We start from the raw sequence: 21,466 nt of genomic DNA on the forward strand, positions 1-21,466 counted from the left end.
GTACCTGCGGAGCAGAGACAAGGGACGCCCGTGCTCGCCGTCCTGAGCGTCGTCGCGCCCGTGTTCGTTCTGATCGGCGCCGGCTACGTCGCCGTCTGGCGGGGGTTCTTCACCGCCCCGCAGGTGGACGGGCTGATGGCCTTCACCCAGCGCTTCGCGATCCCCTGCCTCCTGCTCCTCGCCATGGCGCGGCTCGACCTCGCGGCGGGCTTCGACTGGCGGCTCCTCGTCGCCTACTACTCCGGCAGCCTCCTGTGCTTCGCCGCCGGCGTCGCCGGCATGCGCCTGTGGCTGCGGCGCGGGGCCGAGGACGCCGTGGCCGTGGGCTTCGCCGCCATGTTCGCCAACACCGTGCTGCTCGGCCTGCCCATCGCCGAGCGCGCCTATGGGGAGGACGCCCTCGCCCCGATCTTCGCCATCGTCGCCCTCCACGCGGCCTTCTGCTACCTCGTGGGCGTCTCGGCGATGGAGGCGGTGCGCGCGGGCGGCGCGGGGCTCTCGGGCGGGGTGCGCGCCGTCGCCCGCTCCATGTCGCGCAACCCGCTGATGATCGGCGTGGCCCTGGGCCTCGCCGTCAACCTCTCGGGCCTGCCCCTCCCTTACGTGCTGGAGCAGCCCCTCCAGCTCGCCGCCACCGCGGCCCTGCCCGCTGCCCTGTTCGGGCTGGGGGGCGTGCTGGTCCAGTACCGCCCCGAGGGCGACTGGCGCGGGATCGCGCTCTGCGTCGGCATCGCGCTCCTCCTCCACCCCGCCTGGACCTTCGCCATGGGCCGCCTGCTGCAACTGCCCGAGGACGCCTTCCGCGCCGCCGTGCTGACCGCCGCCATGGCGCCGGGCGTCAACAGCTACCTCTTCGCCGCCATGCACGGGCGCGCGGTGCGCATCAGCGCCTCGTCGGTCCTGATCGGCACGGCGGCGTCGGTGGTGACGGTGTCGGGCTGGCTCCTGGTCCTCTAGGCGCCGTCAGCCGTCCCGGCCGTCCAGCGCCACCACGGCGGGCGCGGCCGACAGCTCGCGGTCCAGCTCCCAGGACACGAACAGCGGCACCGCGAAGCCCTCGCCGGGCGTCTCGCCCAGCCCCTCGGGCCGCGCCACGGGGCGCGCCGAGCGGTGCAGCCCCTGGCAGAACGGCTGGCGCGAGAGCCAGCGGCGCATGTCCTCGCGCTTCTTGGCCGAGTGGAACGGTCCCCAGTCGGCGGCGACGCCGCGCATGCCGCGGCTGACCACGCCGTCGCGCGACACCGTGCGGGCCATGATCCGCACCGCGCAGCTCATGTTGAGCGCGCCGTCCTTCAGCGCCTCGCCCGACCGCGCCTGGCAGCCATACAGCCGCGCCGTGGAGGGCAGGATCTGCACCAGCCCGTACCACAGCCCGCCGCCGCCCACCGCGGTGGGGCGATAGGTGCTCTCGTGCTTCGTCAGCGTGCTCAGGAGGCCTGCCCAGAACGCTTTGCGCGACCAGCGGTCCGCGTCCGGGTAGGCTGGGCACCAGCTCTCGACGTCGCCGGGCACCACGTCGAGCAGCTTCTCGCCGTGGCCGTCCAGCGCGCGCATCGCGGCCTGCGTCCAGCGGGCGGAGCCCTTCACGTGGTCCCAGCGCAGGTCCGGCATCTCCTCGGGGGCGACGGTTCGCGGACGCAGCGCGGGGCGCATGCTGGCCATCGGCGCGATCGCCGAGGCGGGCCCGGTCCGCGTCGAGAGCGCCGCCGGCCCGTCCGCGGCGGCGACCGGTCCGTCCAGTGGCTCGGCCCGGGCCGCGCCCGTCGCGGCGCCCAGCGCCGCCGTGAGGGCAAGCGCCGTGCCCAGCATCCGCAATGTCCGTGTCGCCATGCCTCGCGGCCCCTCGCCCGTTCGTGCCGCATCGCAGCATCGCGTCCACCGAGGACGCCGATTCCCCGTTGCATACCACCCGCGTTTCGAATTTCGGAACCCCTGCGCCCGGAAGGCGCCGCCACGGGCGCTTTCCCGCCCGCCCGCATCCGTGCGCAGGGCGCTGTGCGCGAGCGCAGGGAACGCTGCGGTGCGGCAAAGCGCTGGGGTGGCGACCGACGTCTTTCCGAGGATTCCCCATGCCCGACACCCACGCCGTCCACGCCGACGCCCTGCTCGCCCCCCTCGCGGTGGGCGACATCGAGCTTTCGAACCGCGTCCTGATGGCGCCCCTCACCCGCTCGCGCTCCGAGCCCGACGGCAACACCCAGACCGCGCTCCACGCGCTCTACTACGCCCAGCGCGCCGGCGCGGGCCTCATCGTCTCCGAGGCCACCCAGATCAGCCCCGAGGGCCAGGGCTACGCCTGGACGCCCGGCATCCACTCGGACCAGCAGGTCGAGCGCTGGCGGCTCGTGACCCGCGCCGTACACGACGCCGGCGGGCGCATCTTCTGCCAGCTCTGGCACGTGGGTGCGATCAGCCACGGCGTGTTCCAGGACGGCGGCGCCCCCGTCTCCTCGAGCGCCTGGACGCCCGAGGGCGAGGCCTTCGTGGGCGACCTGCACCCCGACGGCCCCACCGTGCCCCACTCCGAGGCCCGCGCGCTGGAGACGGACGAGATCGCGCGCGTCATCGAGGACTATCGCCATGCCGCCCGCCAGGCGAAGGCCGCGGGCTTCGACGGCGTCGAGTTCCACGCCGCCAACGGCTACCTCGTGGACCAGTTCATCCGCGACGGCGTGAACCGCCGCACCGACCGCTACGGCGGCTCGCTCGAGAACCGTCTGCGCCTCATGGTCGAGATCGTGGACGCGCTCCGCGAGGAGCTGCCCGCGGGCCGCGTCGGCATCCGCCTCTCGCCCACCGGCGGCGCCGGCGGCAGCGAGGACAGCGACCCCCGCACCACCTACGAGGCCGCCGCGAAGGCGGTCGCCGGCAAGGGCCTCGCCTACCTCCACGTGGTGCGCCCCAACACCCACGGCGGGGGCGACCGGGTGGAGGGCGTGACCGAGGCCATGCGGGCCGCCTTCGACGGCCCCTTCGTCGTGAACGGCGGCTTTGAGCCGGCCGACGCCGCCGAGTGGATCGCGGAGGGCCGCGCGGATGCGGTCAGCTTCGGCCGCCTCTTCATCGCCAACCCCGACCTGCCGCGCCGGATCGCGGAAGGCGCGCCCCTCAACGAGCCCGACCAGTCCACCTTCTACGGCGGCGGCGCCGAGGGCTACGTGGACTACCCCACCCTCGCCCGCACTCGGGACGCGCTCGACGCGGCCTGAGCCACGCCCTCCGCCGCGGCCCTCCCCCGCGGCGGCCCGCCCGCGCCCGCACCTCCCCGGCGGGCGCGGGCCACTCGCCCGGCCCTGGCGCCGCACGAGCGGCGCCGAAGGCCGGCAAGGCGCGCGCCTTGCGAGGCGCACCACGCCCCGGCCTCGGGCCTGGGCCTCGGCCCTCCCCACGTGCTTCGCCCCGCAACGACGGCGCCGACGTCCGCCAGACGCCCCGGATCAAGTCGGGGGTGTGACCGCGCATATCCACGCGCCCGCGTCCCGGACCTATCGCCCCCCGTCCCGGCGCTTCGCGCGCTTGGGGCTGGATCGGTCCCCCGGACCGATCCCCGGCTCCGCCGGACCGCCCCTCACCTTGCCCCACCCCGCCCCCCGGCCTAAACCGCGCCCCGAACCCCCGGAGGCCCGTCCCATGCTCGACCACACCCGCCCCACGCCCAAGCCCAAGGTGATCGCCGGCGAGCGCGACGACTGGGAGCTGGTGATCGGCATGGAGGTCCACGCCCAGGTCGCCTCGAACTCGAAGCTCTTCTCGGGCGCCTCGACCCGCTTCGGCGCCGAGCCCAACGCCAACGTCAGCTTCGTGGACGCCGGCATGCCCGGCATGCTCCCCGTCATCAACGAGTACTGCGTGGCGCAGGCCGTCCGCACCGGCCTCGGGCTGGAGGCGGAGATCCACCTGCGGTCGGCCTTCGACCGCAAGAACTACTTCTACCCGGACCTGCCGCAGGGCTACCAGATCAGCCAGCTCTACCACCCCATCGTCGGCGAGGGCGCCGTGCGGGTGGAGATGGGCGACGGCACCGCGCGGACGGTGCGCATCGAGCGCATCCACCTCGAGCAGGACGCCGGCAAGTCGATCCACGACATGGACCCGGCCATGAGCTTCGTGGACCTCAACCGCACCGGTGTGGCGCTCATGGAGATCGTCTCCCGCCCCGACATCCGCGGCCCCGAGGAGGCCGCCGCCTACGTGACCAAGCTGCGCCAGATCATGCGTTACTTGGGCACCTGCGACGGCAACATGCAGAACGGCAACCTGCGCGCCGACGTGAACGTCTCGGTCTGCCGTCCGGGCCAGTACGAGCGGTACCAGGAAACCCAGGACTTCGCCCACCTCGGCACCCGCTGCGAGATCAAGAACATGAACTCGCTGCGCTTCATCCAGGCCGCCATCGACCACGAGGCCCGCCGCCAGATCGCCCTCCTCGAGCGCGGCGAGAGCGTGGTGCAGGAGACCCGCCTCTACGACCCCGACCGCGGCGAGACCCGCTCCATGCGCTCCAAGGAGGAGGCGCACGACTACCGCTACTTCCCCGACCCCGACCTCCTGCCGCTCGAGATCGAACAGGAGTGGGTCGACGACATCCGCGCCGCGCTCCCCGAGCTGCCCGACGCCAAGAAGGCCCGCTTCATGGCCGAGTTCGGCCTCAGCGACTACGACGCCAGCGTGCTGACCGCCGACACCGCCGACGCCGCCTTCTTCGAGGCCACCGCGGCCGAGGCCGGCGACGGCAAGCTCGCCGCGAACTGGGTCATCAACGACCTCTTCGGCCGCCTCAAGAAGGACGAGCGCAGCATCGACGCCTCGCCCGTCACCCCGGCGCAGCTCGGCGCGATCATCCGGCTGATCCGCTCCGACGCCATCTCCGGCAAGATCGCCAAGGACCTGTTCGAGATCGTCTACACCGAAGGCGGCGACCCCGAGGCCATCGTCGAGGCCCGCGGCATGCGCCAGGTCACCGACACCGGCGCCATCGAGACCGCCGTGGCGGAGATCGTCGCGGCCAACCCCGCGCAGGTCGAGAAGGCGCGGGCCAACCCCAAGCTCGCGGGCTGGTTCGTGGGCCAGGTCATGAAGGCCACGGGCGGCAAGGCGAACCCGAAGGCGGTGAACGAGATCGTGGCGCGCAAGCTGGCCGAGTAGCCCCGCCACCCCCGCATGCGGGGTTTGGCGCAAGCCCCCGCTCGCGCTACGCTCGGCCCCGGCAAACTCGGAGCCGCGCCATGACCCTCGTCCTCTCGCGCCGGCGCTTCGACGACACGGCGCGCCGCTTCGGCAACGCCGTCTCGGATCGCACCCACCACCTGTGGGTCGAACGGCGCGGCGGCGCCTGGTCCGTGGGCTTCGTCGAGCGCGGCCGCTGGCTCGCCCACGCCAAGCGCGCCGCGGGCGCCCACGGGCTGGTGCTCTACGTGCACGGCTACAACACCCGCCAGCCGGCGATGTTCGAGCGCCTCCTGTCGGTCGAGCGGGGGCTGAAGGCGGGCGGATTCCGCGGCGCCGTGGCGGGCTTCGACTGGGCCAGCGACGGCGTGGTCTACGGCTACGACTACGACCGGCAGGACGCCGCCCGCATCGCGCCGGGCCTCGTCGCCGACGGCATCCGCCCCCTGCTCGCGCACGTGGCGGGCGGCGACGTCTCGGTCCTAGCCCATTCGATGGGATGCTACCTCGCGGCCCACGCCCTCGCCGGGGGCGGCCCGCGCTGGACGCTGCGCAACCTCCTCTTCACCGCCGCCGACGTGGACGCGGCCCAGCTCAAGCGGCAGGCCCCCTGGGGCCGGGGCATCGCCGCGCGCGCCAAGCGCTTCACCAACTACCACTGCCCCCACGACGGCATCCTGCGCATCGCGCGCGTGGTCCACGGCAACCGCCCGCGGGCCGGGCGCGCGGGGCTGATCGAGCCGGCCCGCCCGCCGTTCCACGACGTGCGCTGCGGCGCGCAGTACCACCGCGACGTGGCGCCCGCCGCGCGCGGGCGCGTGGTGTCGCACAACTGGTGGTTCCTCTCGCCCGGCTTCTTCCGCGACGCCGCCCTCGTGCTCGGCGGCGCCGATCCCGCCACCCTGCCCACCCGCCGCCCGACCCTCGGCGGCGACCAGATGCTGTTCGCGGGCGGCGCGTGAGGGGGCCGTTCACGGCGCCTTAACCTCTTTCGCCGCACCCTCCGGCCCGACCGGACCCGGAGGAGCCAGCCGCCATGAACGCCGCCACCCGCCATTCCGCCGCCACGCTCGCCCACGCCGCCGTCCCCCGCCCCGTGCCGGCGACGGAGCCCGCGGCCTGCGTGCTCCCCGGCTACCTCGCGGAGGCGGCGGCCTCGGGGCGCGCGGCCCGGATCGGCGCCGCGCGCCTCGTACAAGAGGCGCGCGTGGTCGCCCGCGCCGCGCGCGACGAGGCCGGTCTCGCCCTGCTCGACGCCGCGCCCGCGCTGCGCGGCGGCGGTGCCATGGCCGAGGCGCTCGCCCGCGGCCTCGATCACCGCGTCGCCGGGACCGACCCGCGCTGCGCGCGCTCCGACGCCGCCCGCCGCCTCGGGCGCTGCGCCGCGCTCGCCGCCGCGCCGGTGGGCGCGGACGCCGCGCGCGCCCTCGCCCGCGCGCTGCACTCGCCCCACGACCTCACGGCCGACCCGCGCATCGCAGCGCTGCGCCTCGCCGTGTCGGACGCCCTGGCCGAGGGCATCGCCCCCCTCGAAGGGCACCGCATCGCCCGCCTCGTCGCCGCGCTCCTCGTGGACCGCTTCGGCGAGACCGGGATCGCCGGCGCCGCCTTCGCCCCGGTCGTCGAGGACCGCGCCCCGCCCCGCTCGCTGCGCGGCCTGCGCGTCGCGCTCTCCGGCACCTTCGCCTGCGGCCCCCGCCGCCTGATGGTGGAGCGGCTCGCCCGCGCCGGGGCCCGCGTCGCGCGCGGCGTCGAGGACGGGATCGCGGCGGTGGTGATCGGCGACGAGGGCACGCCCTTCTGGTGCCACGCCCGCCACGGCGGCAAGGTGGCCGACGCGCTCGACGCCCGCCGCCGCACCGGCGCGCCGCTCGTGCTGCGCGAGGTGCAGCTGCGCGCCCTCCTGCGGTAGCGCTCCCCGATTGCAACCGCGGGCCGTTCCGCTAGGTGCCGGGCGGAACCACGGGAGACGCGCGCATGGCACAGGTCGTTCTGCTCGACGGCGGCATGGGACAGGAGTTGGTGCACCGCTCCGCCGAGCCGCCCTCGCCGCTCTGGTCGGCCGCCGTGATGCAGCGCGAGCCGGGCATCGTGGAGGCCGCGCACCGCGACTTCCTGCAGGCCGGCGCCACGGCGATCACCCTCAACAGCTACTCCGCCACGCCCGAGCGCCTCGCCCGGCACATGGGTGGGCCCGAGGCCGACGAATTGTTCGAGACTCTCCAGCGCCGCGCCGTGGAGATCGCCGAAGCCGCGCGCGCCGCCGAGGGCGTGGACGCCGCCCTGCTCGGTTGCCTGCCCCCCCTGGGCGGCTCCTACCACCCCGAGGCGGGGCCGGCGTTCGACGAGGCCCTCCGCACCTACCGCCGCATCGTGGCGCTCCAGTCCCCGCACTGCGCCGTCATGCTCGCCGAGACCATGAGCGCCGCCGGCGAGGCCCGCGCGAGCGTGCGCGCCGCCCGCGAGGCCGGCGCCCGCGCGTGGTGCGCCCTGAGCGTCGACGATGCCGACGGCACCCGCCTGCGCTCCGGCGAGCCCCTGGAGGCGGGGCGCGATGCCGCGCTCGAGGAGGGCGCCGAGGCGATCCTGCTCAACTGCTCGCGCCCCGAGGCCATCGCGCGGGGACTGCCGCTGATCGAGGGCGCGGGCGTCCCCTTCGGCGCCTACGCCAACGGCTTCGTGAAGGCCGACGACCTCGCCATCGGCGGCACCGTGGACGCCCTGGGCGTGCGCGAGGATCTCGATCCGGCCGCCTACACCGCCCACGCGATGGCCTGGGTCGCGCGCGGCGCCACGATCGTCGGCGGCTGCTGCGAGGTCGGCCCCGCCCACATCGCCCGCCTCGCCGCCGAGCTGCGCGCCGCCGGCCACGAGATCGTCCGCCCCTGAGGCCCGCCCCCGGCCTTCCCTCCCTCACCTTGCTGCAAGGACCTCGGCGGTCGCCTTCGGGCGCCATCGGTTCGAGCCCGGAGGCGACGGCAGAGCCCCGGCGTCCTCACGTATGCACGGGGGGTGCACGGGGGGCGCCCCCCTCCCGGCGGGGCACGGACGCGCCCCGGCGAAACGGCACGTTTCCGCCGAGGGGAGGTGACTCTTGCGCCCCCGCGCCTCACATTCGCCTCAAATGGATGCGTCCGAGCCACTCCAGACCTTCGAGTACCGGGTCGTTCCCGCCCCCCGCAAGGGCGAGCGCGCCCGCGGCGTGCGCTCCGGCGAGGCCCGCTTCGCGCTGGCGATGACGCGCCTTTTCAACAGGATGGGCCGCGAGGGCTGGGAGTTCGTGCGCGCCGACACCCTGCCCGCCGAGGAGCGCGTGGGCCTCCTGGCCAAGGAGCTGCGCTACCACACGCTGCTGGTGTTCCGCCGCGCCGTGGCGCCGCCCGTCGCCGTCGCGGCCCTCGCGCCGCCCGCGCCGCCGCCCCTGCGCCTGCCGTCCCCGGAGTGGCTCGGCTTCGAGGACGAGGCCATCGACGACGCCGAGGTCGTCCACATCCTCGCCCGCCGCCGCCCCCCCGGCCACGCCGCCGAGTAGCCTACCCGGCCACGTCCAGCGCGAGCGCGTGGATGCGCCCCATCACGTCGCCGAGCGCCGCGTGCACGGCCCGGTGCCGGGCCACGCGCCCTTGCGCGGCGAGGGACTCGTGGCGGATCAGGACGTGCCAGTGGCTCTCGCCCGAGCCGTCGTCGCCGCTGTGCCCGGCGTGGCGCGCGCTGTCGTTGCGCACCGCGATCTCGGCCCCCGGGAAGGCCTGTTCCAGGCGCTGGCGGATCGTCGCTTCCATCATGGCACAAACCCGTTCTTTGCCCTTGGCCTCGGCGACCCGATGACTAGAGTATGCCGCCTGCGACCGGAAGGGGACCCGATGAGCAAGAGTGATCCGTTCGGCTTCGACATGCGCGTGAGCAGCGCCAAGAAGCGGAACACCCGTGGCCGGCGGGGCATGTCGGGGGCGATCGAGACCTCGCAGCGCGAGTGCGAGCACCCTGGATGCGAGGAGCGCGGCCAGTACCGCGCGCCCAAGTCGCGCGACACGAAGGACGACTTCTACTGGTTCTGCAAGGATCACGTCCGCGAGTACAATCAGAAGTGGAACTTCTTCGACGGCCAGACCGAGGCCGAGATCGCCGCCCAGGAGGAGCTGGACCGCGGCAAGACCCAGCCCTTCCGCAAGAGCGTCGAGCAGCGCGCCTGGGCGCGCCTCGGCATCGAGGACGCGCATCAGGTGCTCGGCGGAAACGCCACGCAGAACCCGGGCCGCGTCTCCGCGGGCCGCAAGCTGCCGCCCACCGAGAAGCGCGCGCTGGAGATCCTCGAGGCCAAGGACAGCTGGGACAAGACCGAGATCCGCAAGGCCTACAAGAAGCTCATCAAGGTGCTGCACCCGGACATGAACGGCGGCGACCGCTCCCAGGAGGAGCAGCTCGGCGAGGTCGTCTGGGCCTGGGACCAGATCAAGGATAGCCGCAGCTTCAAGTGACTGCGAAGTCGCCCCCGCCGCACGAGGCGGACGGGGGCCAGTTCGCGAGGCGCCACCGGTTCGGGGGCCGCGGCGCCCGCGTGCGGGGTCTCGCGCCCCTCGCCCGCAGTCACGGGCGCGGCCGGCGCGAAGTTGCGCCGCTCCTGCGTCAGCCGCCCCCCTCGGGCGCGTCCAGCGCCGCGCGCAGCCGCGCGAGGCTGCCGGGGCGGTAGGGCCAGTCCGGCGGGTCGCCCGCCCTCGCCCAGCGCCTGCGCACCGACGGATGCAGCCCCTCCACCACGGCGGGCCCCGCGCGGTCCCGTCCGAAGCGCCGCATCATCGCCGCCACCGGCCCGCCCGCGGGCGCGGCCGAGTTGCGCAGCGGGCCGAAGGGATCGGCCTCCGCGGCGATGGCCTCGCAGGCGCCCGGCGCGAAGCGCAGCCCCGCCGCCTCGGCCCCCTCCATCAGCCACAGGAGCGCGAGCGCCGACAGCGCGGTGATCTCGCCGCCGCCGCCCACCGCGCCGTGATCGCCCGCGAACCACCACTCGCGGTAGGGCGTGCCCACGCGCGCCCCGTTGCGGATGTGGAGGTTGCTCCAGAGCGTCGGCGCGAAGGAGCGCCGCCGCTCGTCCAGCGCCACGGCGTGGCGGGCCGAAAGCACCAGCTCGCTCAGCGCGGTGTCGTGGAACTGGTGGCGCCGGTTCAGGAGCGGCGCGGCCGTGAACCAGCCCGGCACGCCCAGCGCCCCCACCGTGTCCCAGACCCCGAGGAACGCGATCCGCATCGGCACCGCGTCCCTCGTCGCAGCGAGCGCCCGCGCCGCGCGCGCCGCGTCCGGCCCGCCGCCCCCGGCCAGGGCGCGCAGGCGGTCGCGGTCGCGGGCGTCCACGGAGACGCGGCGGCCGGTCTCGGCGCGGCGCAGCGCGTTCGCCGCCTGCCGGGCCTCGTCCGGATCGCGCGAGCGCGCGGCGTAGCGGCGGCTCACCTCCGGCAGGCGGTGCATCTCGGAGCGCTCGATGAGGCCCGCGTGACGGATCAGCCCCACCAGCGAGCGCGCGGTGAACGCCCCGCGCGAGTACCCGAACACGAAGACCTCGTCGCCCGGCTCGTGGAGGAACACGAGATGGCGGTAGGCCTCGGCAACGGTGTCGAGCAGCCCCATCCCCATGGTCCCGCCGAGCACCCGGTCGACGAGGCGCGTCGTGCGGGTAACGCCCCGGCGCCCGGTCCCCACGCCCTCGAGGTAGATCGGCACCTGCGCCACCGGTGTGCCGTCCGCATCCCGCGCCTCGGGCGCGAGCGCCCGCGCCAGACGCACCACGTTGGTGGGGTGGGTCATGTCGGGCGAGTTCCAGGTGCCGTCGCACAGGATCACGATGCGCTTCACGGGGGCGAGGATAGCCGAAGCGGCGTCACCGGCCCATGGCGGATGTCCTTACCCCCGGACAGGCGAGCGCCTCCGGTCCAGGGGACGGCCGGAGGCGCGCCGGGGCCGAACGCGGCCCCGTCACCGCCCGGCCGGAGCCGGGCGGATGGGTCGGATCACTGCTTCGGCAGAAGCACGCGGTCGATCACGTGGATCACGCCGTTCGACTGGTCGACGTCGGCGATCTCGACGTTGGCGACCCGGCCGTTCTCGTCGGTGAGCATGATCCGGTTGCCGTCGCGGCTGGCGTTCAGCGTGCAGCCGCCCAGCGTCTCCACGGGGTGCGAGCCGCCGCTCGAGGCGATCATGCCGGCGATGGCGTCGGCCATGACCTCGCCCGACACCACGTGGCAGGTCAGCACCTGCTGCAGGAACGCCTTGTTCTCGGGCTTGAGCATATCGTTGAGATCCGCGTCGCGGATGCGCTCGAAGGCGGCGTTCGTCGGCGCGAACACCGTGAAGGGGCCGGGGCCGCTGAGCGTGTCCACGAGGTCGGCGGCCTGCACCGCGGCGACCAGCGTGGTGTTGATCGGCGAGTTCACCGCGTTCTCGACGATGGTCTTGTCGGCGAACATCTCGGCGCCGCCCACGGTGGGGTTCTGCATCTGGGCCGAGGCGGCGGTGGCGACGAGGGCGGTGGCGGCGGCGGCGAGGCCGGCGAGGGTGGTGTTCATGGGGGTCTCCTCCGTTGGATCGACCGGCGCGTCCTCCGCCGGTTCAGTCGCAGTCACGAAGCGAGATCGCGCAGGTTGCGCACGGGAGACGAAAAAGCGCATGCGCGCTCGCGCATCGCGGTCACAGCTGCGTGACCGTCCCCAGCGCCAGCACCGCGCCCGTGGGCGCCCCGGTGGGCGAGCCGCCCGGCGGCTCCTCGCTCGCCGCCAGCACCGCGCCCGGGGTCAGCGCCCCCGGCACCGCGGCGCGCAGCGTGCCGTCCCCGCCCACCACGCCGAGCGAGACCGGCGCCGCGCCGCCCGCGATCAGCCAGATCTCCAGGTCCCGTCCCTCGGGCGCCGCGCCGCGCGCGAGCACGACCTCCAGCCGCCGCCCGTCGGCGCGCGCCTCGAGGGCGAGCGAGCCATCCTCGGCGGCGAGGCTCGCGGCGTGCGTGGGCACGAAGGGCACGGGCGCCGGCTCCGCGAAGAAGAACGCCGCCAAGAGTACGGCCGCCGCGGCAGGCGCGCCCAAGAGTGCCGCCAGTCCCCAGGGCGCGCGGCGGCGGGCGCGGGCCTCCTCGGGGAACACCGCGGCCTCGACCCGGCGCCGCAGGGCGCGGGGGGGCGCCGCCTCGGGCGCCTCCGCCACCGGCAGCAGCGCCTCCTCCCAGGCCGCCCGCTCCGCGCGCAGCGCGGGCTCCGCGGCGAGGCGGTCCTCGACCGCGCGCGCGACGGCCGGCTCCAGCAGGCCCAGCACGTACTCGCCCACGAGCGCGCGGTCGTCGTCGGAGGGGCGGGGGGGCACGGCGGCGCTCATTGCTCCAGGCACTCCCTCAGGGCGATCAGGCTGCGCCGCAGCCACGACCGCATGGTGTTGAGCGGCACCCCGAAGCGCGCCGCCAGCTCGGCGTAGGTCTCGCCCTCCAGATAGGCGCGCCGCACCGCCTCGCCGCGCTTCTCCTCGAGCTGCCCAAGGCACTCCACCACCCGCGCCGCCTCGCCGCGCGCCACGGCGGCGTCCTCTGCGCCGGGGCGCCCGTCGGCCAGGGCCGCCTCGTCGGGCATCTCGCCGCGCGCGCCGCCGCGCTCGCCGCGGGCGCGGGCCGCGCGCAAGCGGTCGATGCAGTGATTGCGCGCGACGGCCGCCATCCAGGTGATCGGGCTCAGGCCGTTGGCCGCATACCGCCCCGCCCCGCGCCAGACCTTGGCATAGACCTCCTGCAGCGCGTCCTCGGCCTCGGCGCGGTCGTGGAGGAGGCGCAGGCAGATGCCGAACATCTTGGCCGACGTGGCGTCGTAGAGCGGGCCGAACGCCCGGCGGTCGCCGAGCGCGGCGCGCGCGAGCCAGCCTTCGATGTCCTCCCGCGTCGCCATGCCGCGCTCCGTGTCCGCCCCGCCCTCCCGTCTAGCGGCCGCCCGCCATCGCGTCCCCTCCGCCCCGGCGTTGCCCTTGAACCTGCGGCCTTTATGTTGCACCCGCACGGGCGGCATCGAGGAGACGGCACATGGCGGACGGCGGCATCATCATGGACGCGGAACCCACGCGCGACGTGTCCGTCCGCGAGACGTTCGGCATCGACAGCGACCTCGTGGTCAAGGGCTTCGAGGAGCCCTCGGAGCGCACGCCCGCGATCGACCCGACCTACCGCTTCGACCACGACACCACGCTGGCGATCCTTGCGGGCTTCGGCTGGAACCGCCGGGTGATGATCCAGGGCTACCACGGCACCGGCAAGTCGACCCACATCGAGCAGGTCGCCGCCCGCCTCAACTGGCCCTGCGTGCGCGTGAACCTCGACAGCCACATCTCCCGCATCGACCTGATCGGCAAGGACGCCATCAAGCTGCGCGACGGCGTGCAGGTCACCGAGTTCCACGAGGGCATCCTGCCCTGGGCGCTGCGCAACCCCGTCGCCATCGTGTTCGACGAGTACGACGCCGGCCGCGCCGACGTGATGTTCGTGATCCAGCGCGTCCTGGAGCACGACGGCAAGCTGACGCTGATGGACCAGAACGCCATCATCACGCCGCACCCGTCGTTCCGCCTGTTCGCCACCGCCAACACGGTCGGCCTCGGCGACACCACGGGCCTCTACCACGGCACCCAGCAGATCAACCAGGCGCAGATGGACCGCTGGTCAATGGTGGCGACGCTCAACTACCTGCCCCAGGCCGCCGAGTGCGAGATCGTGCTCGCCAAGAACCCCGAGTGGCAGACCGCCGAGGGCCGGAAGACCGTGAGCCGCATGGTCGCCGTGGCCGACCTGACGCGGACCGCCTTCATGGCGGGCGACCTGTCCACGGTCATGAGCCCCCGCACCGTGATCGCCTGGGCCCAGAACGCGACCATCTTCCGGGACGTGGGCTACGCGTTCCGCCTCACGTTCCTGAACAAGTGCGACGAGCTGGAGCGCGAGACCGTGGCCGAGTTCTACCAGCGCTGCTTTGGCGAGGAGCTGCCCGAGAGCGCCGCGAGCACCGCGCTGGCCTGAGCGCCGCGCCGACCGGACACCGATCCGCCGACCGTGAACGGGCCCCGCACGCCATGCGCGCGGGGCCTTCGCGTCACCGCGACTGGCGGCCGAGCTGCTCCACGAACTGCTGCGGGCTCATGCCCTCGGGCAGCACGATGATCGTGGCGCCGCCCATCGCCTCGCCCCGCATCGGCGCATCGCCGCCGCCCGACCCGTCGAGCATCCGGCGCGTGGCCTCGGCCTGCTGCGCGGCGCGCGCCTCGGCGGCGCGGCGCATCCGGGCCTGGTCGCGCTGCTCGCGGCGGGTCTGCCGGCTCTCGGCGCGCTCGCGCATCCGGCCCATGTCGGCCCGCGCGCGGGTCATCGCCGCCACGTAGCCCTGCCGGTAGCCCTGCTCGAACATCTCGCGCGCGAACTCCTCCATGTCGAAGCCGTCCATGCCACCGTGCATCATCCCGTGCATCTCGCCGTGCATCCCGCCGGACGCCATGTCGTCCGGGGCCATCCCGTCGGCCTCGCCGGTGGCGTCCCCGGCCATCCGGCGTCCGGCCCCGTCCCCCGCGTCGGTCTCGCCCATCGTGGGCGCGTCGGCCTCGCGGATCGTCCCTGCGGTCTCGCGCGCCTCCTCCGTGTCGGTGGCGCCGGTGGTCGGCCCGTCGGCGCGCTCGATCTGGCGGGCCAGCGAGGGGTCGTTCGCGCCCGGCGCCGCGTCCTCGGCGGTGCCGTTGCCGAACACCACCGAGCCGTCGGCTCCGCGGCGCACGATCGAGACACGGGGGCGCGACACGTCCTCCCAGCGCATCTCGCCCGCGGTGGAGCCGTCGGTGGCGGCGGTGTGCTGCTCGGCCACGGCCGGCGCGGCGAGCGCGGTGGCGGCGACGCCGGCGAGAAGGATGCGAAGTGCGTTCATGGTGTCTCTCCCTGGGGTTTTCCGATGCGCCGCAAGCCCTTGGCCCGCCAGCGCGCACCCACCCAACCCCCTGTTCCCGCGATGGTTTCGCGCCGCATTGCGCTCCGCCCGCCCGCGGCTACATACGGGGGCATGAGCAAGCCCACCGCGAAGCAGCCCGACAACCCGGCCGATCCGTTCAAGAAGGCGCTGGCCGAGGCCACGAAGGTGCTGGCCGACGACCGCGAGTTGGGCGTCAGCTTCTCGGTCGACCCGCCGGGGCGGACCGACGAGGCCGTGCGCCTGCCGCAGGTGACGCGCCGCATGACCCGCGACGAGGTGATGCTCGCCCGCGGCACCGCCGACGCCTTCGCCCTGCGCCACCGCCACCACGACGCGGGCGTCAACGCGCGCTACCTGCCCCAGGGGAACATGGCGCGCGAGCTCTACGATGCCATGGAGACCGCCCGCTGCGAGGCCGCCGGCGCGGGCCAGATGCCCGGCACCGCGGGCAACATCAACCACAAGATCGGCACCGAGGCCCGGCGCAAGGGCTACGGCGACATCGCCGACAAGGCGCAGGCCCCGCTCGCCGCCGCCGCCGGCTACTGGCTGCGGCAGAAGGCCACCGGGCGCCCCCTGCCCGCCGACGCCCAGAACGTGCTCGACCTATGGTCGGGCTTCATCGAGGAGAGCGTCGGGGACCGCGCGGACGCCGTGGGCGACGTGCTCTCGGACCAGGCCGCCTTCGCGCGCCTCGCCCGCCAGCTCATCGACGACCTCGGCTACGGCGACCAGCTCGGCGACGACCCGGACGCGGACGACGACTCCGAGGACGAGGAGGGCCAGAGCGAGGAGGAAGAGCAGGAGCCCGACAGCACCGGCGAGGACGACGACGACGAGCAGGCCGACGCCTCGCCCGAGAACGCCCAGGAGGAGCAGCAGGACCCCTCCCAGGCCGACGTCTCGATGGACGACATGGCCGACCAGGAGACCGGCGAGGAGGCCGAGCAGGACGCCGACCCCACCGCCGAGCCGCCCGCCCCCGCGCCCGTCTCGGATGCCGACCCCGACTACCGCGTGTTCTCGGATGCCCACGACGAGGTGGTGCAGGCCGCCGACCTGGCCGAGCCCGCCGAGCTGGAGCGCCTGCGCGCCTATCTCGACCAGCAGCTCGAGCCCCTGAAGGGCGCGGTCAGCCGCCTCGCCAACCGCCTCCAGCGGCGTCTCCAGGCGCAGCAGAACCGTTCCTGGGAGTTCGACCTCGAGGAGGGCATCCTGGATGCGGGCCGCCTCGCCCGCGTCGTCGCCAACCCCACCACGCCGCTCAGCTTCAAGATGGAGCGCGACACCGAGTTCCGCGACACCGTGGTCACGCTGCTGCTCGACAACTCCGGCTCCATGCGCGGGCGCCCCATCTCGATCGCCGCGATCTGCGCCGACGTGCTGGCCCGCACCCTGGAGCGCTGCGGCGTGAAGGTGGAGATCCTGGGCTTCACCACCCGCGCCTGGAAGGGCGGGCAGAGCCGCGAGCAGTGGCTGAAGGACGGGCGCCCGGCCCAGCCCGGCCGCCTCAACGACCTGCGCCACATCGTCTACAAGTCCGCCGACGCGCCTTGGCGGCGGGTCCGCCCGAACCTCGGGCTGATGATGAAGGAGGGGCTGCTGAAGGAGAACATCGACGGCGAAGCCCTCGAATGGGCGCACCGCCGCATGGTCGGCCGCCCCGAGGCGCGCAAGATCCTGATGGTCATCTCCGACGGCGCCCCCGTGGACGACAGCACCCTGTCGGTGAACCCGGCCAACTACCTCGAGAAGCACCTGCGCGACGTGATCGCCATGGTGGAGCGCCGCCGCGCGGTGGAGCTGCTGGCCATCGGCATCGGCCACGACGTGACCCGCTACTACGGCCGCGCGGTCACCATCACCGACGTGGACCAGCTGGCGGGCGCCATGACCGAGCAGCTCGCCGCCCTGTTCGACGCCGACCCCAAGAAGCGCGCCCGCGCCGCCGCCCGGCCCCGCCGTCGGGTTGCGTAGGGCGGAACCGAGGCAGATCGCGCACCGCGCCCCGGCCTCGAGCCGGGGCCTCGGCCCACCACGGGCGTCCCGCTCCGCCACGGCAGCGCCGACGTCCACCAGAGGCCCCGGATCAAGTCCGGGGCGTGCCATGTCCCGAACGGCGCACCCCGCCCCGACCCTGCATCGGGGCCTCCGCCCACCACGGGCGCACCCCTCCACGGCGAAGGCGCTCGCTCCCGCCCCGCACACCCCCTCTGCGCCCCTCCACATCGCCCTCCGCCCCCCTCGCGCGTTGACGCCCCGACGCACCGCCTCAGGGAGACGACCGATGGGCCACCTCGACGACGGACAGTGGATCCACAGCGACAGCACGAACTCCGGCGACGGCGGGCGCTTCGAGCGCAAGGCCGCCACGTTCCGCAACTGGATCACCCCGGACGGCAGCCCCGGCCCCTCGGGCGAGGGCGGCTTCGAGGCCGAGCCGGGCCGCTACCACCTCTACGTCTCCCTCGCCTGCCCCTGGGCCCACCGCGCGCTGATCTTCCGCACGATCAAGGGGCTGGAGGACGTCGTCGGCCTCTCGGTCGTCCACTGGCACATGGGCGACGACGGCTGGACCTTCGCGGACGGAGACGGCGTCGTCCCCGACACCGTGCTGGGCAAGCGGTACCTCCGCGACGTCTACACCGAGGCCGACCCCCGCTTCACCGGCCGCGTCACCGTGCCCGTGCTTTGGGACAAGCGGCGCCACACCATCGTGTCCAACGAGAGCGCCGAGATCATCCGCATGCTCGACCACGCCTTCGACGGCTGCGGCGCCGCGCGCTCCGACCACCGCCCCGAGGCCCTGCGCGGCGAGATCGACGCCTTGAACGCGCGCATCTACGAGACCGTCAACAACGGCGTCTACAAGGCCGGCTTCGCCCGCACCCAAGCCGCCTACGAGGAGGCGGTCGAGCCCTTGTTCGAGACGCTGCGGTTCCTGGAGGACCGCCTCGCCCGCTCCCGCTACCTCGCGGGCGAGCGGATCACCGAGGCCGACTGGCGCCTCTTCACCACGCTGGTGCGCTTCGACGCGGTCTATCACGGCCACTTCAAGTGCAACCTGCGCCGGCTGGTCGACTACCCCAACCTCTGGGCCTACACCCGCGACCTCTTCGCCGTGCCCGGCGTGGTGGGGACCGTGCGCATGGACCACATCCGGCGCCACTACTACGGCAGCCACGTAAGCATAAATCCGACCGGCATCGTCCCCGTCGGCCCCCGGATCGACTTCCGCGCCCCCCACGGCCGGGACGTGTCGCGCAACGCCGCATGAGCGCCCAGGTGCGGGTTGGCCTCCGCCCCCCCGCCCCCTAAGCCTCCCCCGAGGAGGCCGCCCCATGACCCAGCTCCAGAGCTTCGACGTCGCCACCAGCCCCGAGACCGCCGCGCCCCGCGTGGCCGCGCTGCGCGGGTGGATGGAGGCACGCGACCTCGACGCCTTCCTCGTCCCCCGCGCCGACCGCTTCCAGGGCGAGTACGTCGCGCCTTGCGACGAGCGGCTCGCCTGGCTCACGGGCTTCACCGGATCGGCGGGCTTCGCGGTGATCCTGCGGGACCGGGCGGCGGTGTTCACCGACGGGCGCTACACCGTGCAGGTGCGCGCCCAGACCGACGCGGCCCTCTTCGAGACCGTGCTCTGGCCCGACACGAAGCTCGCCGACTGGCTGCGAGAGGCATTGCCCGACGGTGGCCGCGTTGGCTTCGACCCCTGGCTCCACACCCCCAAGGAGCTGGAGCCCCTCGCCGCCGTCTCGAACATCGAGACCGTGCCCGTGCCCAACGGCGTCGACGCCGTCTGGACCGACCGCCCCGCCCCGCCGGCCGCGCCCGCCCGTGCCTGGCCCGAACGCCTCGCGGGGCGCCCCCACGCCGAGAAGCGCCGCGAGATCGCCGACGCCGTCGCGCGCAAGGCCCGCGCCTTCGTCACCACTCAGCCCGACGCCGTCTGCTGGCTCCTGAACCTGCGCGGCGCCGACATCGCCCGCACGCCGATCGTGCAAGCCGCCGCGATCGTCCACGCCGACGCCTCGGTGGACGTGGTCTGCGACCCAGCCAAGCTCGCCCCCGTGGCGGAGCACCTGGGCGCCGATGTGCGCGCCGTCGCGTGGGACGACCTGCCCGCCCTGCTCGCCGGTCTCGGCCCCACCGGCTACGACCCGGCCACCTGCCCCGTCGCCCTGCGCGACCTCATCCCCGAGCCGGTCGCCATGGCCGACCCCGTGGCCCTGCCCAAGGCCCGCAAGACCGCGGCCGAGATCGCCGGCACCACCGAGGCGCACCTCCGCGACGCCGCCGCCATGTGCCGCTTCCTGCGCTGGCTCGACGAGGACCGCCCCGAGGGCGCCACCGAGATCGACGTGGTGCACGCCTTAGAGGGCTTCCGCCGCGAGACCGACGCGCTCCACGACATCGCCTTCGAGACCATTGCCGGCAGCGGCCCCAACGGGGCCATCGTCCACTACCGCGTGAACGAGGACACCGACCGCGCGCTGGACCGCGACGGCGTGCTGCTGGTCGACTCCGGCGGCCAGTACGAGGACGGGACGACCGACGTGACGCGCACGATCGCGCTCGGCACCCTGCCCGCCGAGGCCGCGCACGACGCGACCCGCGTGCTGCAGGGACTGATCGCGCTCAGCCGCGCGCGCTTCCCCCACGGCGTCGCCGGGTGCCACCTCGACGCCCTCGCCCGCGCGCCGCTCTGGGCCGAGGGGCGCGACTACGGCCACGGCACGGGCCACGGCGTGGGCGTCTTCCTCGGCGTCCACGAGGGGCCGGCGCGCATCAGCCGCGTGTCGGACGTCCCCCTCGAGGACGGCATGATCCTGTCGATCGAGCCGGGCTACTACCGCGAGGGCCACTACGGCATCCGGCTCGAGAACCTCGCCGTGGTCCGCCCCGCCCCCGAAGGCGGGCGCGAGGGCGACCGCCCCATGCTCCGCTTCGAGTGCCTGACCTGGGTGCCGCTCGACCGCCGCCTCGTGGTCGCCGATCTGCTCGGTCCCGAGGAGCGGGCCTGGCTCGACGGCTACCACGCCGAGGTGCTCGCGAAGGTCGGCCCCCGCGTGGACGGCGCTGACCGCGCGTGGCTGGAGCGCGCCTGCGCGCCGCTCTAGCCCCCCCGATCCGCCCCGTTGCCCCCACTGCCGCGTTGCGCTTAGGGTGCGCGCTTCACGCCCGGAGGAATGCCCATGGCCCGCATCGAGATCACCCCCGCCGAAGGCGCCTGGACCGTCCGCACCCCCGACGGCGTGGTGGTCGAGAGCCGCAACGCCGTGCTCCTCCACGAGGGCGATCGCGCCCCCGTGGTCTACTTCCCGCGCGAGGACGTGGCGATGGCGCTGCTGGACCGCTCCGCCACCACCACCCGCGCCGACGGGAAGGGCGAGGCCACCTACTACTCCTACGTGGGCCAGTCCGCGCGCATCGACGACATCGCCTGGAGCTACGAGGCCCCGAGCGAGGCGGCCGCCGAGCCCATCGCCGGCTTCCTCGCCTTCTCGACCGAGAAGGCCACCGTCGAGCAGCTCTGAGGGGCGCGGGAGGCGTTCCCGACACCACTTCCGCAACGATTTGGGGTCAGGCTGCTTGCAGGGTCGTCCTAGCGTCAAATACGCCAGCGACGTCCAAGACACCGAAGCGCGGCGTAGAAACCCCGCCCCTCGTCTTCGTTTCCAAAATACCTTGGGGGAAGCGAGCACAAGCTCGCTGGGGGCAAAGCCCCCTGACCGTCGCCCCTAGCTCAGCCGCGCCTTGATCGCCGCGCCCGCGGCCCCGAAGTCCATCCGCCCCGCGTGGCGCGCCTTCAGCGCCGCCATCACCCGCCCCATGTCGCGGATCGAGCTGGCCTCGGTCTCCGAGATCGCCGCCGCGATCGCCGCCTCGGCCTCGCGCTCCGAGAGCTGGCGGGGCAGGAACTCCTCGACCACCTTGATCTCGGCGCGCTCGGCCTCGGCCAGCTCCAGGCGGCCGCCCTCCTCGTAGGCGCGGGCCGATTCCTGCCGCTGCTTGACCATCTTGGCCAGGATCGCGGTGGCCTCGGCGTCGCCCACTTCGCGCCCCTCGGCGCGCAGCTCGATGTCGCGGTCCTTCAGCGCGGCGTTGATCAGCCGCAGCGTCCCCAGCCGCGTGGCGTCCTTGTCCTTCATGGCCCGTTTCAGGGCCTCGCTCAGACGTGTCCGCAAGTCCATGTGCCACTCCCCCGCACGATGCGTGAAGGCCCCGATACCGCTCCGCGCGGCCCGGTTCAACGCCCCCCCCCGCCCGGCGCCCCGCCTTGACCCCGCGGCGCCCGCCGCATAGATCGCCCGGCGTTTGCCCACGCCCCC

General features: G+C 74.4%; 21 protein-coding genes. 13 read left to right on the plus strand and 8 right to left on the minus strand.

Annotation, left to right across the window (positions count from 1 at the left end; all coding sequences use genetic code 11):
• The first annotated feature begins 30 nt into the window (after nucleotides 1-30).
• On the plus strand, nucleotides 31-957 hold the full coding sequence (locus tag K3554_RS13965) for an AEC family transporter (RefSeq protein WP_259941277.1): 927 nt from the start codon (nucleotides 31-33) through the stop codon (nucleotides 955-957).
• Nucleotides 958-963: 6 nt separating this feature from the next.
• Here the strand turns inward: K3554_RS13965 and K3554_RS13970 are convergent, their stop codons facing one another.
• Nucleotides 964-1,830, minus strand: a complete 867-nt coding sequence (locus K3554_RS13970) for a lytic transglycosylase domain-containing protein (protein ID WP_259941279.1) — start codon at nucleotides 1,828-1,830, stop codon at nucleotides 964-966.
• Nucleotides 1,831-2,069: 239 nt separating this feature from the next.
• Here K3554_RS13970 and K3554_RS13975 point away from each other — a divergent pair, with 239 nt between their 5' ends.
• The 6 genes from K3554_RS13975 (at nucleotide 2,070) to K3554_RS14000 (ending at nucleotide 8,698) form a co-directional block, all read left to right on the plus strand.
• A complete protein-coding gene (locus tag K3554_RS13975; RefSeq protein WP_259941282.1) occupies nucleotides 2,070-3,209 on the plus strand; it encodes an alkene reductase in 1,140 nt (379 codons plus the stop codon).
• Between the two features lie 421 nt (nucleotides 3,210-3,630).
• A complete protein-coding gene (gene gatB, locus K3554_RS13980; RefSeq protein WP_259941285.1) occupies nucleotides 3,631-5,145 on the plus strand; it encodes an Asp-tRNA(Asn)/Glu-tRNA(Gln) amidotransferase subunit GatB in 1,515 nt (504 codons plus the stop codon).
• An 80-nt stretch (nucleotides 5,146-5,225) separates the two neighbouring features.
• Entirely contained in the window at nucleotides 5,226-6,128 is a 903-nt protein-coding gene (locus K3554_RS13985) for an alpha/beta hydrolase (protein ID WP_259941286.1), read from the plus strand.
• A 74-nt stretch (nucleotides 6,129-6,202) separates the two neighbouring features.
• Nucleotides 6,203-7,078, plus strand: coding sequence for a hypothetical protein (locus K3554_RS13990; RefSeq protein ID WP_259941287.1), 876 nt, complete (start codon nucleotides 6,203-6,205; stop codon nucleotides 7,076-7,078).
• 65 nt (nucleotides 7,079-7,143) lie between these two features.
• Nucleotides 7,144-8,055 (plus strand): homocysteine S-methyltransferase family protein, encoded by a 912-nt coding sequence (locus K3554_RS13995; protein ID WP_259941288.1) that lies wholly within the window; start codon nucleotides 7,144-7,146, stop codon nucleotides 8,053-8,055.
• 235 nt (nucleotides 8,056-8,290) lie between these two features.
• Nucleotides 8,291-8,698, plus strand: a complete 408-nt coding sequence (locus tag K3554_RS14000; protein WP_259941290.1) for a DUF4177 domain-containing protein — start codon at nucleotides 8,291-8,293, stop codon at nucleotides 8,696-8,698.
• A gap of 1 nt (nucleotide 8,699) precedes the next feature.
• Here K3554_RS14000 and K3554_RS14005 read toward each other — a convergent pair whose 3' ends face one another.
• Complete coding sequence (locus K3554_RS14005; protein ID WP_409197320.1) at nucleotides 8,700-8,951, minus strand: BolA family protein; 252 nt, start codon at nucleotides 8,949-8,951, stop codon at nucleotides 8,700-8,702.
• Nucleotides 8,952-9,029: 78 nt separating this feature from the next.
• On the opposite strand from K3554_RS14005, the gene K3554_RS14010 reads away from it, so the two are divergent.
• On the plus strand, nucleotides 9,030-9,644 hold the full coding sequence (locus K3554_RS14010; protein ID WP_259941293.1) for a J domain-containing protein: 615 nt from the start codon (nucleotides 9,030-9,032) through the stop codon (nucleotides 9,642-9,644).
• Between the two features lie 148 nt (nucleotides 9,645-9,792).
• Here K3554_RS14010 and K3554_RS14015 read toward each other — a convergent pair whose 3' ends face one another.
• The 4 genes from K3554_RS14015 to K3554_RS14030 all read right to left on the minus strand — a co-directional run bounded on the left by K3554_RS14015 (nucleotide 9,793) and on the right by K3554_RS14030 (nucleotide 13,082).
• Nucleotides 9,793-11,013, minus strand: coding sequence for a DUF2235 domain-containing protein (locus tag K3554_RS14015; RefSeq protein ID WP_259941296.1), 1,221 nt, complete (start codon nucleotides 11,011-11,013; stop codon nucleotides 9,793-9,795).
• Nucleotides 11,014-11,168: 155 nt separating this feature from the next.
• Nucleotides 11,169-11,726 (minus strand): fasciclin domain-containing protein, encoded by a 558-nt coding sequence (locus K3554_RS14020; protein WP_259941299.1) that lies wholly within the window; start codon nucleotides 11,724-11,726, stop codon nucleotides 11,169-11,171.
• Between the two features lie 121 nt (nucleotides 11,727-11,847).
• On the minus strand, nucleotides 11,848-12,525 hold the full coding sequence (locus K3554_RS14025; RefSeq protein WP_259941301.1) for an anti-sigma factor domain-containing protein: 678 nt from the start codon (nucleotides 12,523-12,525) through the stop codon (nucleotides 11,848-11,850).
• Complete coding sequence (locus K3554_RS14030; RefSeq protein ID WP_259941303.1) at nucleotides 12,522-13,082, minus strand: sigma-70 family RNA polymerase sigma factor; 561 nt, start codon at nucleotides 13,080-13,082, stop codon at nucleotides 12,522-12,524. Before K3554_RS14030 ends, K3554_RS14025 begins: the two co-directional genes overlap by 4 nt.
• Nucleotides 13,083-13,213: 131 nt before the next feature.
• Here K3554_RS14030 and cobS point away from each other — a divergent pair, with 131 nt between their 5' ends.
• The gene (cobS, locus tag K3554_RS14035) at nucleotides 13,214-14,200 is read left to right on the plus strand and encodes a cobaltochelatase subunit CobS (RefSeq protein WP_259941307.1); all 987 of its coding nucleotides are present in this window, start codon (nucleotides 13,214-13,216) and stop codon (nucleotides 14,198-14,200) included.
• A 73-nt stretch (nucleotides 14,201-14,273) separates the two neighbouring features.
• Here cobS and K3554_RS14040 read toward each other — a convergent pair whose 3' ends face one another.
• Entirely contained in the window at nucleotides 14,274-15,092 is an 819-nt protein-coding gene (locus K3554_RS14040) for a hypothetical protein (RefSeq protein WP_259941312.1), read from the minus strand.
• 132 nt (nucleotides 15,093-15,224) lie between these two features.
• Here K3554_RS14040 and cobT point away from each other — a divergent pair, with 132 nt between their 5' ends.
• The 4 genes from cobT to K3554_RS14060 all read left to right on the plus strand — a co-directional run bounded on the left by cobT (nucleotide 15,225) and on the right by K3554_RS14060 (nucleotide 20,671).
• Entirely contained in the window at nucleotides 15,225-17,111 is a 1,887-nt protein-coding gene (cobT, locus tag K3554_RS14045; RefSeq protein WP_259941313.1) for a cobaltochelatase subunit CobT, read from the plus strand.
• Nucleotides 17,112-17,421: 310 nt separating this feature from the next.
• Entirely contained in the window at nucleotides 17,422-18,411 is a 990-nt protein-coding gene (locus K3554_RS14050; RefSeq protein ID WP_259941314.1) for a glutathione S-transferase family protein, read from the plus strand.
• Between the two features lie 64 nt (nucleotides 18,412-18,475).
• Nucleotides 18,476-20,254 carry an aminopeptidase P family protein gene (locus K3554_RS14055; RefSeq protein WP_259941315.1) on the plus strand — a complete coding sequence of 593 codons (1,779 nt, stop codon included), beginning with the start codon at nucleotides 18,476-18,478 and terminating at the stop codon, nucleotides 20,252-20,254.
• 75 nt (nucleotides 20,255-20,329) lie between these two features.
• Nucleotides 20,330-20,671 (plus strand): DUF427 domain-containing protein, encoded by a 342-nt coding sequence (locus tag K3554_RS14060; RefSeq protein WP_259941316.1) that lies wholly within the window; start codon nucleotides 20,330-20,332, stop codon nucleotides 20,669-20,671.
• 204 nt (nucleotides 20,672-20,875) lie between these two features.
• On the opposite strand, the gene K3554_RS14065 is transcribed toward K3554_RS14060, so the two are convergent.
• Entirely contained in the window at nucleotides 20,876-21,328 is a 453-nt protein-coding gene (locus tag K3554_RS14065) for a GatB/YqeY domain-containing protein (RefSeq protein WP_259941318.1), read from the minus strand.
• Nucleotides 21,329-21,466 lie beyond the last annotated feature (138 nt).

The sequence above is a fragment of the Jannaschia sp. W003 genome, from assembly GCF_025144335.1.
Classification (GTDB): domain Bacteria; phylum Pseudomonadota; class Alphaproteobacteria; order Rhodobacterales; family Rhodobacteraceae; genus Jannaschia.

Excerpts from the sequence above, each read along its gene's own strand:
- K3554_RS13970 (WP_259941279.1), bottom strand. The coding sequence starts at position 1,830 with ATGGCGACACGGACATTGCGGATGCTGGGCACGGCGCTTGCCCTCACG.
- K3554_RS13975 (WP_259941282.1), top strand. The coding sequence starts at position 2,070 with ATGCCCGACACCCACGCCGTCCACGCCGACGCCCTGCTCGCCCCCCTC.
- gatB (WP_259941285.1), top strand. The coding sequence starts at position 3,631 with ATGCTCGACCACACCCGCCCCACGCCCAAGCCCAAGGTGATCGCCGGC.
- K3554_RS13985 (WP_259941286.1), top strand. The coding sequence starts at position 5,226 with ATGACCCTCGTCCTCTCGCGCCGGCGCTTCGACGACACGGCGCGCCGC.
- K3554_RS13990 (WP_259941287.1), top strand. The coding sequence starts at position 6,203 with ATGAACGCCGCCACCCGCCATTCCGCCGCCACGCTCGCCCACGCCGCC.
- K3554_RS13995 (WP_259941288.1), top strand. The coding sequence starts at position 7,144 with ATGGCACAGGTCGTTCTGCTCGACGGCGGCATGGGACAGGAGTTGGTG.
- K3554_RS14000 (WP_259941290.1), top strand. The coding sequence starts at position 8,291 with ATGGATGCGTCCGAGCCACTCCAGACCTTCGAGTACCGGGTCGTTCCC.
- K3554_RS14005 (WP_409197320.1), bottom strand. The coding sequence starts at position 8,951 with ATGATGGAAGCGACGATCCGCCAGCGCCTGGAACAGGCCTTCCCGGGG.
- K3554_RS14010 (WP_259941293.1), top strand. The coding sequence starts at position 9,030 with ATGAGCAAGAGTGATCCGTTCGGCTTCGACATGCGCGTGAGCAGCGCC.
- K3554_RS14020 (WP_259941299.1), bottom strand. The coding sequence starts at position 11,726 with ATGAACACCACCCTCGCCGGCCTCGCCGCCGCCGCCACCGCCCTCGTC.
- K3554_RS14025 (WP_259941301.1), bottom strand. The coding sequence starts at position 12,525 with ATGAGCGCCGCCGTGCCCCCCCGCCCCTCCGACGACGACCGCGCGCTC.
- K3554_RS14030 (WP_259941303.1), bottom strand. The coding sequence starts at position 13,082 with ATGGCGACGCGGGAGGACATCGAAGGCTGGCTCGCGCGCGCCGCGCTC.
- cobS (WP_259941307.1), top strand. The coding sequence starts at position 13,214 with ATGGCGGACGGCGGCATCATCATGGACGCGGAACCCACGCGCGACGTG.
- K3554_RS14040 (WP_259941312.1), bottom strand. The coding sequence starts at position 15,092 with ATGAACGCACTTCGCATCCTTCTCGCCGGCGTCGCCGCCACCGCGCTC.
- cobT (WP_259941313.1), top strand. The coding sequence starts at position 15,225 with ATGAGCAAGCCCACCGCGAAGCAGCCCGACAACCCGGCCGATCCGTTC.
- K3554_RS14050 (WP_259941314.1), top strand. The coding sequence starts at position 17,422 with ATGGGCCACCTCGACGACGGACAGTGGATCCACAGCGACAGCACGAAC.
- K3554_RS14055 (WP_259941315.1), top strand. The coding sequence starts at position 18,476 with ATGACCCAGCTCCAGAGCTTCGACGTCGCCACCAGCCCCGAGACCGCC.
- K3554_RS14060 (WP_259941316.1), top strand. The coding sequence starts at position 20,330 with ATGGCCCGCATCGAGATCACCCCCGCCGAAGGCGCCTGGACCGTCCGC.
- K3554_RS14065 (WP_259941318.1), bottom strand. The coding sequence starts at position 21,328 with ATGGACTTGCGGACACGTCTGAGCGAGGCCCTGAAACGGGCCATGAAG.